Below are 13,657 nucleotides of genomic sequence, written 5' to 3' on the forward strand. Positions count from 1 at the left end.
GACCGAGATCGTTGTCGTATACACATAATAAGTTAGAGGAGCTAATTAATGCAAGCTACATCTACTTTTCCGGATGTGATCCGCCATGACAGGCACACGCCGGACGGGTGATCGTCCTTGACGCGGCGAGGGACGGGGAGGACCGTTGGGCCCTATGAGGGGCGAACCCAGTTGCCCGAAGTGTGGTGGCCGGGTCAGGGCTCCCGGCCTCTTTGCCGACTCCTGGCAGTGCGATGTGCACGGCAGCGTGCATCCACTGCAGCCCGTGATCCCGCCCAGCGTCGAGGCCCTCGGCGTGGTCGTGCACCACGCACGGGTACCCGTGTGGATGCCGTGGCCGCTGCCCGTCGGGTGGCTGTTCACCGGTGCGACGTTCGCCGGTGACGACCGCAGCGGCGGGCGCGCGACCGCCGTCGCCTGCTCGGGCCCCGGCCCGCTCGGCGGCATAGGGGAGCTGCTGCTCGTCGCCGAGGAACTCGGCGTCGGCCTCGGCGCGCGGTGCGCCGGCATCGACGGGCCCGACCCCGGCCCGTACATGAGTGTCGAGAAACCGCCCCAGGTGAAGGTCCTCGCGGCCGGCCGCCCGACCCCGCTCTGGCATGTCTCCAGCACCCCCGACGACCGTGCCGTCTTCGCGGGAGAGGCGCGCGGACTGTGGCTGTGGGCGGTGGTGTGGCCCGAGCAGTCGGGCCTGCTGATGTACGACGAGCTGGTGCTGACGGATCTGCGGGACGCCGGGGCGGAGATGGATCTGCTGCCGTGCGGGGCGTTGTCGCCGCGGATCCTGGAACCGTAGGCGTGTGATGCCGGGCGCGGAGGCCCGCACGGGAACGCGGAGACCCCTCACAGGAATCTCGTAGGGGGTGCTCCGCAGGAGAGGGTGTGACAGGGGACCCTCGGATTCCCGTTATCCTTGAGCGTCCCCACCCGTCCCGTCACCGCCTGGAGTCACGTCGTGCGCATCGATCTGCACACCCACTCCACCGCTTCCGACGGCACGGACACCCCGGCCGAGCTGGTGCGGAACGCGGCCGCCGCCGGACTGGACGTCGTCGCGCTGACCGACCACGACACCACCCGCGGATACGCCGAGGCGATCGCAGCGCTGCCCGAGGGGCTCACCCTCGTCACCGGCGCCGAGCTCTCCTGCCGCATCGACGGCATCAGCATGCACATGCTGGCCTACCTGTTCGACCCCGAGGAGCCCGCGCTGCTCGCCGAGCGCGAGCTGGTGCGGGACGACCGCGTGCCGCGCGCCCAGGCGATGATCGCCAAGCTCCAGGAGCTCGGTGTGCCGATCACCTGGGAGCAGGTGGCGCGCATCGCGGGCGACGGCTCCGTGGGGCGGCCGCACGTCGCGTCCGCGCTGGTCGAGCTGGGTGTCGTGGACAGCGTCTCCGACGCCTTCACCGAGGAGTGGCTGGCCGACGGCGGCCGCGCCTACGTCCCCAAGCACGAGACCGACCCGTTCGAGGCGATCCGGCTCATCAAGGGCGCGGGCGGCGTCGCCGTCTTCGCGCACCCGGCCGCCGCCAAGCGGGGCCGGACCGTGCCGGAGTCCGCGATAGCGGAACTGACCACGGCGGGGCTCGACGGCATCGAGGTCGACCACATGGACCACGAGCCGGCGACCCGGGCGCGGTTGCGCGGGCTCGCGGCCGAGCTGGGGCTGCTCACCACGGGGTCGTCCGACTACCACGGCAGCCGGAAGACGTGTGTGCTCGGGGAGTTCACGACCGACCCCGAGGTGTACGGGGAGATCACTCGGCGGGCTACCGGGGCGTTTCCGGTGCCCGGTACCGGCGGGGCCTGAGGCTCACGCTTCTGACTTCTGACTCTGTTCTCAGGCACCCGGCGCTGTCGGCTGTGCCCACCCTCCCCCACTCTCGGCTTCGCTCGAGCGGGGGGACCCCCATCGCCCCGCGGAACGATCGCCCACAGCGGTAGCAGCAGGGCACGTACTGCCTCCTGCCCTGCTGCCGTCCTGCTTTCATCACCCTCGCAAGGCCTCACCTGTGTTCGACGTCGCCGTCTTCGGCTCCCTCTTCCTCACCCTCTTCGTCATCATGGATCCCCCCGGGATCACCCCGATCTTCCTCGCGCTGACCGCCGGGCGCCCCGCCAAGGTGCAGAAGCGGATGGCCTTCCAGGCCGTCTGTGTGGCGGGTGGCGTGATCGCGGTGTTCGGACTGCTCGGCCACCAGATCCTGGACTACCTGCACGTCTCCGTGCCCGCGCTGATGATCGCGGGCGGGCTGCTGCTCCTGCTGATCGCCCTGGACCTGCTGACCGGCAAGACGGACGAGCCCCAGCAGACCAAGGACGTGAACGTCGCCCTCGTGCCGCTGGGTATGCCGCTGCTCGCCGGCCCGGGTGCGATCGTCTCCGTGATCCTGGCGGTGCAGAAGGCCGACACGGTCGCCACCCAGGTGTCGGTGTGGACCGCGATCCTCGCCATCCACGTGGTGCTGTGGCTGGTCATGCGTTACTCACTGCTGATCATCCGCGTCATCAAGGACGGCGGTGTCGTGCTGGTGACCCGGCTCGCGGGCATGATGCTCTCCGCGATCGCGGTGCAGCAGATCATCAACGGCGTCATGCAGGTGATTCAGAGCGCCTGAGCCGAACGGCCCCACGCACACGCAGAGCCCCGCACGGCATCCTTTGCCGTGCGGGGCTCTGAAGTCTGAAAAACGCGTCAGTCCGAAAGTGTGTCAGTCCGAAAAGTGCGTCCGCGCTGTTACGAGGCGGACGAGTCGGCCGGGCGGATCCACAGTCGCTGCCCGATGGCAGCGGCTTGCTGAACGATCCGGTTGACGGAGGCGGCGTCTACAACGGTGCTGTCCACGGGCGTGCCGTCGACGTCGTCGAGTCGCATGATTTCGAAGCGCATGGGCTTCTCCCTTCGTCTGGTCATCCTCCTGCGGAGAACTACTGGTGAGTGGCGCGCGAGGCGTCGGTGCCTTCGCTTCCATTCGTAGTCAACGGGGTGCGTGTTACAAACATTCCCTACGCTAAGGAAATTTTTCGAGAACCTAATTACCGACTGGTAAGCGGTATGGCGGAGACTGAACGGGGCCAGTTGTGTTCGCAGCGTGACCGCCGGGACAATGAAGGCGATGAACGACGACCTCGCGGCGCTCGGCGCCCGCATCGACCGCACGAACGAGCTGCTGCAGCGCATGCTCGCCGAGGTGGCGAAGACGCCCTCGACCCACGCGATCTTCGTCGACGCCGGATACCTGTACGCGGCCGCGGGGCGGCTCGTCGCCGGGACGGAGGACCGCCGCTCCTTCGATCTGGACACCGAAGGCCTCATCGAGGCGCTCATCGACCGGGCCCGCACGATCTTCGCGGACAGCAGGCTGTTGCGCGTCTACTGGTACGACGGCGCGCGACGCCGCATCCACACCGCGGAACAGCAGGCGATCGCCGAACTCCCCGACGTGAAAGTGCGGTTGGGCAACCTCAACGCCAACAATCAACAAAAAGGCGTCGATTCACTCATCAGGTCCGACCTGGAGTCCCTCGCCCGGCACCGCGCCATCAGCGACGCCGCGCTGCTCGGCGGCGACGAGGACCTGGTGTCGGCGGTCGAGGCGGCGCAGGGGTACGGGGCTCGGGTCCACCTGTGGGGCATCGAGGCGCCCGAGGGCCGCAACCAGGCCGAGCCACTGCTCTGGGAGGTCGACAGCCAGCGGACCTTCGACCTCGACTTCTTCAAGCCGTACGTGTCACGGCGCACGGCTCTGTCGTACGACGCGACGGCGGCGAGCCGTCCCACCCGCGAGGACGTGCGCTTCGTGGGCGCGCAGGTCGCCGCGAAGTGGCTGGCCGCGCGGGGCCGGGAGTCACTGGCGGAGCTGCTGCCCGGGCACCCCTACCTCCCCGGCTCGGTCGACCAGGATCTGCTGGTCGAGGCCGAGGGGCTGCTCCAGTACTCCCTGCGCGGACAGGCGGACTTGCGCCGCGGGCTCCGGGACGGCTTCTGGGAGCACTTGCAGGCGCAGTACTAGTTGCCTGGCGGCCGTCACGGTGCTCGTCACCGCTTCTGGGCCACTGATTCTCGCTACTGACTCTCGTTCCAGAACTCGAGCAGGGCGCGCGCCGTCTCCGGCGGGTTGTCCGTGTTGGGGGAGTGCTCCGCTCCCGGTACGACCGTGCGCTTGGCCTGGAGCCGTACGGCCATCTCGTCCAACAGGGCGATCGGCCAGGTGTCGTCGAGCGCGCCGGAGAGCACGTGCTTCGGCAGCGGGACGGCGGCCAGTTCGGCGACGCGATCGGGTTCGGTGCACAGCTGGCGGCCCGTGGCTATGAGCTGCGCGGGGCTGTTGGCCAGCCAGCGGCGCCGCAGGTCGGCGAGGTCGTCGAGCCCCGAGTCGAGCCCGCCGGCGTCGGTCTCCTCGGGCGGCTCCATCGACCGCATCGCCTCCCACACCTCGGCCATGCTCATCACGGCGAGCGCGTCGCGCAGCAGCTTGACGCGCTGCTGCTGGGAGACGGAGATCTGGGCGGGGCCCGAGGACATGAGCGTCAGCGACAGAAAGGGGGTGGAGTCCAGGAGCACCGCCGCCCGGGAGATCTGGCCGCCCAGGGAGTGCCCCACGAGGTGCACGGGTGTGCCGAGGGCGGCGGTCTGTGCGAGCACGTCCCACGCCAACTCGCTCTGCGCATAGGCCGATTCGTCGTCCTTGGGCCCCTCGGTCTCGAACTGCCCGCGCCCGTCCACGGCGACCGTCCGGTACCCCTCCCGCGCCAACGGCTCATGCAGCGCGATGAAGTCCTCCTTGCTCCCGGTGAACCCCGGCAGCAGGAGGGCGGTTCCCTTTGGGTGCCCCTGCGGTGCGGCATCGAGCACGGCGAACTCACCGCGGGCGGTGGGGAGCCGGTAGGCACGGACTCCGGCGGGCGGGATGAAGCTGGGCGGCCTGCTCATGCCCCCGAGGCTATCGGGCGGACTTGGGGAGCGCTCCGTGGGTGGGTGCAGGGGGGTGGTTTTTGCGCCCCGTCAGGGGCGCGGGGAACTGCGCGACAAGCCCCCACGCACCCGCACCAAAAGAACAACCCAGGGGGGTCTGGGGGCGAAGCCCCCCAGGTACGGGACGGGTAGGGGCGGAGGGGGCGAAAAACCAATGGCCCGGCCCCACCGAAAGGCGGGACCGGGCCATCAAACAGAGGATCAGCTCTCCGTGGACTCCGCGGCAGCCGCGGCCTTGCGGGTGCGGCGACGCGCAGGCTTGGCCTCGGTGTCCTCGGCAGCCGCCTGAGCGGGAATCTCGACGTCGAGGGCCTTGCGGGTGCGGCGACGCACGGGCTTGGCTTCGACGGCCTCGGCGGTGTCCACGGCAGCGGCGGCCTTGGCGCGCGTACGGCGCGGCTTGGCCTCCGCCTCGGCCGCGACCTCGGCTCCGTCGTCGACGGCGACCGCGGCCTTGCGAGTCCGCCGCGCCTTGGCCGGAGCCTCAGCAATACCCTCAGCGGTCTCGACGGCAGTCTCCGCGGCCTTGCGGGTGCGGCGACGCGCAGGCTTGGCCTCGGCGTCCTCGGCAGCCGCCTGAGCGGGAATCTCGGCGTCGAGGGCCTTGCGGGTGCGGCGACGCACGGGCTTGGCTTCGACGGCCTCGGCGGTGTCCACGGCAGCGGCGGCCTTGGCGCGCGTACGGCGCGGCTTGGCCTCCGCCTCGGCCGCGACCTCGGACACGGCCTCGACCGTGTCGACAACAGCCTCCGCGGCCTTGCGAGTCCGCCGACGCACGGGCTTGGCCACGGCCTCCGCGGCCTCCGACACGGCCTCGACCGTGTCGACAACAGCCTCCGCGGCCTTGCGAGTACGACGACGCGGCTTGGCCGGAGTCTCGGCGACATCCGCAGCGACGGTCTCGACCGCGACGGCCGGAGCCGTCTCCACGGTCTCCACGGACTGCGCCGTCTCGACCGGCTCCGCCGTCTTGCGGGTCCGACGACGGCGCGGCTTGGCCGGCTCGTCGACGACGCCCTCGGCCGTCGCCACGGCGGTCTCCGCGGCCTCGTCCACCGAGGTCACCGACGCGACCGCCTCCGACACCGCCCCGGCGCGGGTACGGCGACGACGCCGCGGCGTACGGGGCTCGACGGCCTCGTTGGCCTCGGCGGAAGCTGACTCGGTCGTCGCCTCAGGAACCGGAGACGCGGACGTCTCCTCCAGCGCCGCGCCGTTGCGCGTACGACGGCGACGACGCGGCGCGCGCTCGCGCTCGGCGGACGGCGCCGAGGAGCGGTCACCACGATCATTGCGATCCCCGCGGCCACCGCGACCGCGCGGGCCGCGCCCACCGGTCTCGCCGAGGTCCTCGACCTCCTCGGCCGCGAGCCCGGCGCGGGTGCGCTCGGAACGCGGCAGGACACCCTTGGTGCCGGCCGGGATGCCCAGCTCCTCGAAGAGGTGCGGGGACGTGGAGTACGTCTCGGGCGGGTCGGTGAAGCCGAGGTCCAGCGCCTTGTTGATGAGCTGCCAGCGCGGGATGTCGTCCCAGTCGACCAGCGTGATCGCCGTACCGGACGCGCCCGCGCGGCCCGTACGGCCGATGCGGTGCAGGTACGTCTTCTCGTCCTCGGGGGACTGGTAGTTGATGACGTGCGTGACGCCCTCGACGTCGATTCCGCGCGCGGCGACGTCGGTGCAGACGAGGACGTCGACCTTGCCGTTGCGGAAGGCGCGCAGCGCCTGCTCGCGGGCGCCCTGGCCGAGGTCGCCGTGGACCGCGCCGGAGGCGAAGCCGCGCTGCTGCAGCTGGTCGGCGAGGTCCGCCGCCGTCCGCTTGGTGCGGCAGAAGACCATCGCGAGACCGCGGCCGTCGGCCTGCAGTATGCGCGCGACCATCTCGGGCTTGTCCATGTTGTGCGCGCGGTACACGAACTGCGCGGTGTTGCGGACCGTCGCGCCCTCGTCGTCCGGCGCGGTGGCGCGGATGTGCGTGGGCTGCGACATGTAGCGGCGCGCGAGGCCGATGACCGCGCCCGGCATGGTCGCCGAGAACAGCATCGTCTGACGGCGGGCCGGCAGCATGTTCATGATCTTCTCGACGTCGGGCAGGAAGCCCAGGTCGAGCATCTCGTCGGCCTCGTCGAGGACGAGCGCCTTGATGTGCTTGAGGTTGAGCTTCTTCTGGCCCGCGAGGTCCAGCAGCCGCCCGGGGGTGCCGACGATGACGTCGACGCCCTTCTTGAGGGCCTCGACCTGCGGCTCGTACGCCCGGCCGCCGTAAATGGCGAGAACGCGTACGTTGCGGACCTTGCCAGCGGTCAGCAGGTCGTTGGTGACCTGCGTGCACAGCTCGCGCGTCGGGACGACGACGAGGGCCTGCGGGGCGTCGGTGAGCTGCTCGGGCTGGGCCCGGCCCGCCTCGACGTCCGCGGGGACGGTGACGCGCTCCAGAAGCGGAAGGCCGAAGCCCAGCGTCTTGCCGGTGCCGGTCTTGGCCTGGCCGATGACGTCGCTGCCGGACAGGGCAACGGGGAGCGTCATCTCTTGAATGGGGAACGGGTTGATGATGCCGACGGCCTCAAGGGCCTCGGCCGTCTCGGGAAGGATGCCGAGATCGCGGAAAGTCGTAGTCAGGGTGCTGCCTCTTCTGTGTATGCGGTGCGAGGCGAGCGCGGGGGGTCGTGTCGGGACCGTGCCGGGGACGTCGGCCGCCTGTCGGGCGGGCCGAGTGGCATGGGACCACTGCCAACGCTCGAGCGCTCGTACCGCTGAGGGTCCCTCCGTATCGTCAGTACGCAATGTGCCGTACGGACGAGGAGGGCTGTCGGGTCGGAGCCGATCGGGCCACCGACCGGGCATCCTCATTCGTGCGGCCCGTCGAATACTCGCCGGGCGCATTACCACCATACCCTGGAATCGCGCACATGCGATGGCCGATTTGGTCACGTAGTCGTCGTCACACTGATTGACCAGGGACTTCCCTGTCGCGGTGAGCGGGCTATTGTGCGCTTCATGACGACGCCTGACAACGCCGCTGACACACCCGCCGAGGCCGCCGACGACACGGCTCCCGCGGCCACCGGAGTCGCCGCCCAGGACTGGGACACGGCCTCCGCCGACCCCCAGTACCGCGCCGCGGTCGTGGACCTGCTCGGAGCGCTCGCGTACGGAGAGCTCGCGGCGTTCGAGCGGCTCGCCGAGGACGCCAAGCTGGCGCCGACGCTGAGCGACAAGGCGGAGCTGGCGAAGATGGCGTCGGCCGAGTTCCACCACTTCGAGCAGCTGCGGGACCGGCTCGCGGCGATCGGCGCGGAGCCGACGCAGGCGATGGAGCCGTTCGTCGCCGCGCTCGACGGCTTCCACAAGCAGACGGCGCCCTCGGACTGGCTGGAGGGCCTGGTCAAGGCGTACGTCGGCGACTCGATCGCCAGCGACTTCTACCGGGAGGTCGCCGCGCGGCTCGACTCCGACACGCGCGGGCTCGTCCTCGCCGTCCTCGACGACACCGGGCACGCCAGCTTCGCCATCGAGAAGGTGCGCGCCGCGATCGACGCGGACCCGCGCGTGGGTGGCCGGCTCGCGCTGTGGGCGCGCCGTCTGATGGGCGAGGCACTGTCCCAGTCGCAGCGCGTGGTCGCCGACCGTGACGCCCTGTCGACCATGCTCGTGGGCGGTGTCGCGGACGGCTTCGACCTCGCGGAGGTCGGCCGGATGTTCTCGCGGATCACCGAGGCGCACACGAAGCGGATGGCCGCGCTGGGGCTGGCGGCCTAAGCACGCGGCTCGGGGCCCTTACGAGCCTTGCGGAACGGGTTACTACGAGCCTTGCGGAACGGGTTACGCGGTCGCCGAGCGGCGGCGAAAGCGTTCCTCCGGGCGGAGCAGCAGGGAGAGCAGGGCCGCGGAGACCGCGGCCGCGCCGAGCAGGATCACCAGGAAGTGGCCGGCGCCCAGCGCGGTGTGCGTCAGGAAGGCACCGAACAGGGCTCCGGCCACTCCGGTCGACAGGACCAGGCTGCGGGCCGGCAGCCGATGCGGCAGCCGGTACGCAGATGCCCATGCCAGCGCGAGACCGAGCATCGCGGAGCCGAGCGCTTCCAAGAACATGGTGGGGGTCCCTCCCGCACGGCCGGTGCAAATCGGTCGTAGCCGGTCTTACCCCTGACGTGCGGAATGCAATCCTCCCCTGTGGCCCATCTGTACTCCATCTGTGTGAGCGAAGGGCCCCGCCCGCTGCGAGCGAAGGGCCCCGCCGGCGTGCGGGCGGGCCGCGCCGCCGTGCGAGTGGGCTGCCCCGCCGTGCGAGCGTGCCGCGCCGCCGTGCGAGCGAAGGGCCCGCTGTGCAAGCCGAGGGGGCCCGGTGGCAGTGCCACCGGGCCCCCTCGCTGCGTCTGTCGCTCTACAGCGCGCTGAATCCCACCTTGCGCTGCGTGGGCTCACCGAGCTCCACATACGCCAGGCGGTCGGCCGGAACCAGGACCTTGCGGCCGTGGTCGTCCACGAGGCTCAGCAGCTGCGACTTACCGGACAGCGCCTCGGACACCGCGCGCTCGACCTCTTCCGGGGTCTGACCGCTCTCCAGAACGATCTCGCGGGGCGCGTGCTGCACGCCGATCTTGACCTCCACGGCTTTGTCCCTCCGACGGTCAGTGATGTGCGCGTGTGTCCGCGCCGTACGCAGCACACATTAGCCCGGTGAGGGGACGTACACCTTCCGCCCAAGAACGCCAGGAGCGAACAGTGGATGGGAACAAAGTGGCGGTCAGTGGTGATCCGTGCCGTGCAGCGGGAAACCCGCGATGCCCCGCCAGGCCAGCGAGGTCAGCAGCTGGACCGCCTGGTCGCGCGGGACGCTGCGGTCGCTGTGCAGCCAGGAGCGGGCCACCACCTGGGCGAGGCCGCCGAGGCCGGAGGCGAGGAGCATCGACTCGGCGCGCGACAGACCCGTGTCCTCCGCGATGACGTCGCAGATCGCCTCCGCGCACTCGTGCGTCACCTTGTCGACGCGCTCGCGGACCGCGGGCTCGTTGGTCAGGTCCGACTCGAAGACCAGCCGGAAGGCGCCGCCGTCGTCCTCGACGTAGGCGAAGTAGGCGTCCATCGTCGCGCGGACGCGCAGCTTGTTGTCCGTGGTGGACGCGAGCGCGGTCCGAACCGCCTGGAGCAGCGACTCGCAGTGCTGGTCCAGCAGGGCGAGGTACAGATCGAGCTTGCCCGGGAAGTGCTGATAGAGAACCGGCTTGCTGACGCCCGCGCGCTCGGCGATGTCGTCCATGGCGGCCGAGTGATACCCCTGCGCAACGAAAACTTCCTGGGCGGCGCCGAGGAGCTGGTTGCGTCGGGCACGGCGCGGCAGGCGAGTGCCCCGCGGGCGTGCCGCCTCTGTCTGCTCGATGGCTGTCACGCCGCCTCCCAAAATTGTCCACATGCGGTGTGCGCCGCGCGGCCATCGTACTTTTCGGTAACCCTGGTGTGCGCGGTGCGAGCGCAGAATTTCACGGACCGGACGCGGGCGATAGTGGCCCAAAGCCTGCCGAACGCGATGAGATGGGCGCTACGCCGCCCCGACTGCCCTGATCAGCGGCGTCCCGTCGCGGGCGATCGCCCTCGTTGATCAACGGTGTGCGTTCCCGTTGATCACCGGTAGTCGTCCTCGTTGAGTTCTACGACCCTGGCCTGCTCGGCGAGGTCCGCCTCGTTGGCGTTGTCGGGGTCGCCGACCGGCTTCGGGTCGACTTCCTCCGACGGGTCCAGCTCGGTGACCTGCTCGGCGGCGGCGGCTTCCGGAGCTTCCGCGTCGAGAATTTCCCGGAACTGGTCGTTGAAGGTCTCGGGGTCTGTCGGGTCGACTGTCATGGTTCCTCTTCCCGAGCGGGCGAGTGCGCTCCTGTATGCGTACGAGTGCCCTCGTCTGAAGCCTAGGAGACACCCGATCGGGGCGCTATGCCATCTGCTCGCGATCTGTGACGGCGAACACATGAGCCACTGCGTGATCGTCTCGTAACATTGCCGCATGTCTTCGACCGAGCTGCCGCCCGTGCTGGCCACCACTGTCACACCGCGGGTCGGTGCCGTCAGGGTCGCGGCGGGGGAGCGGTTGCGATCGGTGGGGCTGCCGGGGATCACGCTGACGATCCGTTCGAGACCGCCGGAGCGGGAGGGGCTGCCGCCCGCGTTGTACGTGCACGGCCTGGGCGGTTCCTCGCAGAACTGGTCGGGGCTGATGCCGCTGCTTGACGGGACCGTGGACAGTGAGGCCGTGGACCTGCCCGGCTTCGGGGACTCGCCACCGCCGGACGACGGGAACTACTCGGTCACGGGGCACGCGCGCGCGGTCATCCGTTATCTCGACGCGGCCGGGCGCGGGCCCGTGCACCTCTTCGGGAACTCGCTCGGCGGGGCCGTCACGACGCGCGTCGCGGCCGTACGCCCCGACCTCGTCCGTACGCTCACGCTGATCTCGCCCGCGCTCCCGGAGATCCGGGCGCAGCGCACCGCCTGGCCGACCGCGCTGCTCGCGGTGCCGGGCGTGGCGCGGCTGTTCACCAGGCTCACCAGGGACTGGAGTGCCGAGCAGCGCGTACGCGGGGTCATGGCGCTCTGTTACGGGGATCCCAGCATCGTGACGCCCGAGGCGTTCCGCGAGGCGGTCGAGGAGCTGGAGCGGCGGCTCGCCCTCCCGTACTTCTGGGACGCCATGACGCGCTCGTCGCGCGGGCTGGTGAACGCGTACACGCTGGGCGGCCAGCACGGGCTGTGGCGCCAGGCCGAGCGCGTACTCGCGCCGACGCTGCTCATCTACGGCGGTCGCGACCAGCTCGTCGGCTACCGCATGGCCCAGCGCGCGGCCCGCGCCTTCCGCGACTCCCGACTGCTGTCCCTGCCGGAGGCGGGGCACGTCGCGATGATGGAGTACCCGGAGACGGTGGCCACGGCCTTCCATGAACTCCTCGCGGACACCGGTGAGTTGGCCTCATCGTCCGCAGCCGGAGCGGGGAGCTGAGGCGGCGCGTGGGACGTCACAGCCGTCGGGGGCGGACAGGCAAGACCGATACCTCCGAGATACCCGCGGTCCCGGCGCAGGACACGGCCAGGGCGCCGGCGCCGGGACCCGCTCCCTCTCCTCGTACGGCGACTCCGCCTCCGGGCGCGCCGGGTCCGCGGCCTCCGCAGGGCGGGATGCCGGCGCGCGGAGTGCCGCGCCCGCCGGACGGAACTCCGGCACAGGGTGTGCCCCGCTTCCCGGACGGGACGCCCGCGCACGGCGTGCCTCGCTTTCAGGACGGCACCCCGGCGCACGGTGTGCCTCGGCTTCCCGACGGGACGCCCGCGCACGGCGTCCCGCGCATGGCCGACGGGACGCCCGCGCGAGGGGTGCCGCGTTTCCCGGACGGAACTCCGGCGCATGGAGTGCCTCGCTTTCCCGACGGGACTCCGGCGCATGGAGTGCCTCGCTTTCCCGACGGGACTCCGGCGCACGGAGTGCCTCGCTTTCCCGACGGAACCCCGGCGCACGGCGTCCCCCGCGCGCGTGGCGGTCACCCCGAGCAGCGTGAACCCGGCGGTGGCTGGGGCGAGTTCGGTGGCGGTGCGCCGCAGGGCGGGCCGCAGGCCGTGCCGCCGGGGGTGCCGCAGGGCGCTCCGTACGGCGTGCCGTCCGGCCGTCCCGGGCCCCGGATCCCCCGTCAGCGCCAGGAGCCCGGGCAGGGTCCCCGGCAGTCCTACGTCGATGCCTTCGACCTCGACGCGGACGAGGACGTCGACGTCTTCGCGCCCCGCGACGCGGCGGCGCACCGCACCGACCCCTACGGCTCCGTCACGGACCGGGACGCGGAGGCTGACGAGAAGCCGCTGCCCGAGGTCGAGGAGCCGCCGAAGGGCAAGGCGGTCAAGGGGCGGGCGTTCACCGGGATCGCGGCGGCCGCAGTCACCACCGTGCTGGCCGTCGTCGTGGCCGGGCAGGTCGCCACCGGGCGGCAGGACGCGAGCGCGAGCGCGCGGTCCGCCGGTGGCAACGGCCGCGAGACCCACGACCCCGCCTCGCGCGGGGACGACCGGCCGACCCAGTCGGGGACACCGGGCGCGACGACACTGACGTACGACCAGAAGATGGCCAAGAAATACGCGCTCGGCGCGACGCTCATGGGGTCGGGGAAGTTCGACGCGGTCCTCGGCTTCGACAAGGCGCCGGGCAAGGGCCGCAAGTACACCTATCGCGTCGACGTGGAGCAGGGCCTCGGCCTCGACGGCGCCCTCTTCGCGCAGGCCGTACAGAAGACCCTGAACGACGACCGGAGTTGGGCCCACAGCGGCGGCCGCACCTTCGAGCGGATCTCCTCCGGCAAGCCCGACTTCGTGATCACGCTGGCGAGTCCGGGCACCACCGCCAAGTGGTGCGCCAAGTCGGGGCTCGACACGACGGAGGACAACGTGTCGTGCGACTCGGCGTCGACCGAGCGGGTCATGATCAACGCTTATCGCTGGGCCCAGGGGTCCAAGACCTACGGTGACAAAATGCACGCGTACCGGCAGATGCTGATCAATCACGAGGTCGGCCACCGGCTCGGATACGGCCACGTCACCTGCGACAAGGACGGCGAGCTCGCCCCCGTCATGCAGCAGCAGACCAAGTTCCTCGACCACGACGGGATCCACTGCAGGGCCAACCCCTGGCCGTATCCCGGGAGTTGACAG

General features: G+C 70.9%; 14 protein-coding genes. 7 read left to right on the top strand and 7 right to left on the bottom strand.

Annotated features, from left to right (window positions below):
- Positions 1 to 154 precede the first annotated feature (154 nt).
- The 3 genes from AB5J53_RS31625 (at position 155) to AB5J53_RS31635 (ending at position 2,621) form a co-directional block, all read left to right on the top strand.
- On the top strand, positions 155 to 796 hold the full coding sequence (locus AB5J53_RS31625; protein WP_369249024.1) for a DUF6758 family protein: 642 nt from the start codon (positions 155 to 157) through the stop codon (positions 794 to 796).
- A gap of 159 nt (positions 797 to 955) precedes the next feature.
- Positions 956 to 1,813, top strand: coding sequence for a PHP domain-containing protein (locus tag AB5J53_RS31630; protein WP_369249025.1), 858 nt, complete (start codon positions 956 to 958; stop codon positions 1,811 to 1,813).
- Between the two features lie 202 nt (positions 1,814 to 2,015).
- On the top strand, positions 2,016 to 2,621 hold the full coding sequence (locus AB5J53_RS31635) for a MarC family protein (RefSeq protein WP_369249026.1): 606 nt from the start codon (positions 2,016 to 2,018) through the stop codon (positions 2,619 to 2,621).
- Between the two features lie 119 nt (positions 2,622 to 2,740).
- Here the strand turns inward: AB5J53_RS31635 and AB5J53_RS31640 are convergent, their stop codons facing one another.
- Entirely contained in the window at positions 2,741 to 2,893 is a 153-nt protein-coding gene (locus AB5J53_RS31640; protein WP_105968294.1) for a hypothetical protein, read from the bottom strand.
- Positions 2,894 to 3,119: 226 nt separating this feature from the next.
- Here AB5J53_RS31640 and AB5J53_RS31645 point away from each other — a divergent pair, with 226 nt between their 5' ends.
- Entirely contained in the window at positions 3,120 to 4,016 is an 897-nt protein-coding gene (locus tag AB5J53_RS31645; protein WP_369249027.1) for an NYN domain-containing protein, read from the top strand.
- Between the two features lie 53 nt (positions 4,017 to 4,069).
- On the opposite strand, the gene AB5J53_RS31650 is transcribed toward AB5J53_RS31645, so the two are convergent.
- Positions 4,070 to 4,936 carry an alpha/beta fold hydrolase gene (locus AB5J53_RS31650; RefSeq protein WP_369249028.1) on the bottom strand — a complete coding sequence of 289 codons (867 nt, stop codon included), beginning with the start codon at positions 4,934 to 4,936 and terminating at the stop codon, positions 4,070 to 4,072.
- Positions 4,937 to 5,179: 243 nt separating this feature from the next.
- Positions 5,180 to 7,504, bottom strand: coding sequence for a DEAD/DEAH box helicase (locus tag AB5J53_RS31655; protein ID WP_369249029.1), 2,325 nt, complete (start codon positions 7,502 to 7,504; stop codon positions 5,180 to 5,182).
- Between the two features lie 471 nt (positions 7,505 to 7,975).
- Here AB5J53_RS31655 and AB5J53_RS31660 point away from each other — a divergent pair, with 471 nt between their 5' ends.
- A complete protein-coding gene (locus tag AB5J53_RS31660) occupies positions 7,976 to 8,737 on the top strand; it encodes a ferritin-like fold-containing protein (protein WP_369249030.1) in 762 nt (253 codons plus the stop codon).
- Positions 8,738 to 8,800: 63 nt separating this feature from the next.
- Here the strand turns inward: AB5J53_RS31660 and AB5J53_RS31665 are convergent, their stop codons facing one another.
- The 4 genes from AB5J53_RS31665 to AB5J53_RS31680 all read right to left on the bottom strand — a co-directional run bounded on the left by AB5J53_RS31665 (position 8,801) and on the right by AB5J53_RS31680 (position 10,819).
- Complete coding sequence (locus AB5J53_RS31665; RefSeq protein WP_369249031.1) at positions 8,801 to 9,070, bottom strand: hypothetical protein; 270 nt, start codon at positions 9,068 to 9,070, stop codon at positions 8,801 to 8,803.
- A 292-nt stretch (positions 9,071 to 9,362) separates the two neighbouring features.
- Positions 9,363 to 9,590 carry a DUF3107 domain-containing protein gene (locus AB5J53_RS31670; protein WP_095852722.1) on the bottom strand — a complete coding sequence of 76 codons (228 nt, stop codon included), beginning with the start codon at positions 9,588 to 9,590 and terminating at the stop codon, positions 9,363 to 9,365.
- A gap of 135 nt (positions 9,591 to 9,725) precedes the next feature.
- The gene (locus AB5J53_RS31675) at positions 9,726 to 10,367 is read right to left on the bottom strand and encodes a TetR/AcrR family transcriptional regulator (RefSeq protein ID WP_028801994.1); all 642 of its coding nucleotides are present in this window, start codon (positions 10,365 to 10,367) and stop codon (positions 9,726 to 9,728) included.
- A 233-nt stretch (positions 10,368 to 10,600) separates the two neighbouring features.
- Positions 10,601 to 10,819, bottom strand: a complete 219-nt coding sequence (locus AB5J53_RS31680) for a hypothetical protein (RefSeq protein WP_369249032.1) — start codon at positions 10,817 to 10,819, stop codon at positions 10,601 to 10,603.
- Between the two features lie 157 nt (positions 10,820 to 10,976).
- Here AB5J53_RS31680 and AB5J53_RS31685 point away from each other — a divergent pair, with 157 nt between their 5' ends.
- Entirely contained in the window at positions 10,977 to 11,966 is a 990-nt protein-coding gene (locus tag AB5J53_RS31685) for an alpha/beta fold hydrolase (protein WP_369249033.1), read from the top strand.
- A complete protein-coding gene (locus AB5J53_RS31690; RefSeq protein ID WP_369252597.1) occupies positions 11,963 to 13,654 on the top strand; it encodes a DUF3152 domain-containing protein in 1,692 nt (563 codons plus the stop codon). The genes AB5J53_RS31685 and AB5J53_RS31690 overlap by 4 nt, the downstream gene beginning before the upstream one ends.
- Positions 13,655 to 13,657 lie beyond the last annotated feature (3 nt).

It is taken from the genome of Streptomyces sp. R41, assembly GCF_041053055.1.
GTDB lineage: Bacteria > Actinomycetota > Actinomycetes > Streptomycetales > Streptomycetaceae > Streptomyces.

Excerpts from the sequence above, each read along its gene's own strand:
- AB5J53_RS31625 (WP_369249024.1), top strand. The coding sequence starts at position 155 with ATGAGGGGCGAACCCAGTTGCCCGAAGTGTGGTGGCCGGGTCAGGGCT.
- AB5J53_RS31645 (WP_369249027.1), top strand. The coding sequence starts at position 3,120 with ATGAACGACGACCTCGCGGCGCTCGGCGCCCGCATCGACCGCACGAAC.
- AB5J53_RS31655 (WP_369249029.1), bottom strand. The coding sequence starts at position 7,504 with ATGACGCTCCCCGTTGCCCTGTCCGGCAGCGACGTCATCGGCCAGGCC.
- AB5J53_RS31665 (WP_369249031.1), bottom strand. The coding sequence starts at position 9,070 with ATGTTCTTGGAAGCGCTCGGCTCCGCGATGCTCGGTCTCGCGCTGGCA.
- AB5J53_RS31640 (WP_105968294.1), bottom strand. The coding sequence starts at position 2,893 with ATGCGCTTCGAAATCATGCGACTCGACGACGTCGACGGCACGCCCGTG.
- AB5J53_RS31660 (WP_369249030.1), top strand. The coding sequence starts at position 7,976 with ATGACGACGCCTGACAACGCCGCTGACACACCCGCCGAGGCCGCCGAC.
- AB5J53_RS31680 (WP_369249032.1), bottom strand. The coding sequence starts at position 10,819 with ATGACAGTCGACCCGACAGACCCCGAGACCTTCAACGACCAGTTCCGG.
- AB5J53_RS31650 (WP_369249028.1), bottom strand. The coding sequence starts at position 4,936 with ATGAGCAGGCCGCCCAGCTTCATCCCGCCCGCCGGAGTCCGTGCCTAC.
- AB5J53_RS31685 (WP_369249033.1), top strand. The coding sequence starts at position 10,977 with ATGTCTTCGACCGAGCTGCCGCCCGTGCTGGCCACCACTGTCACACCG.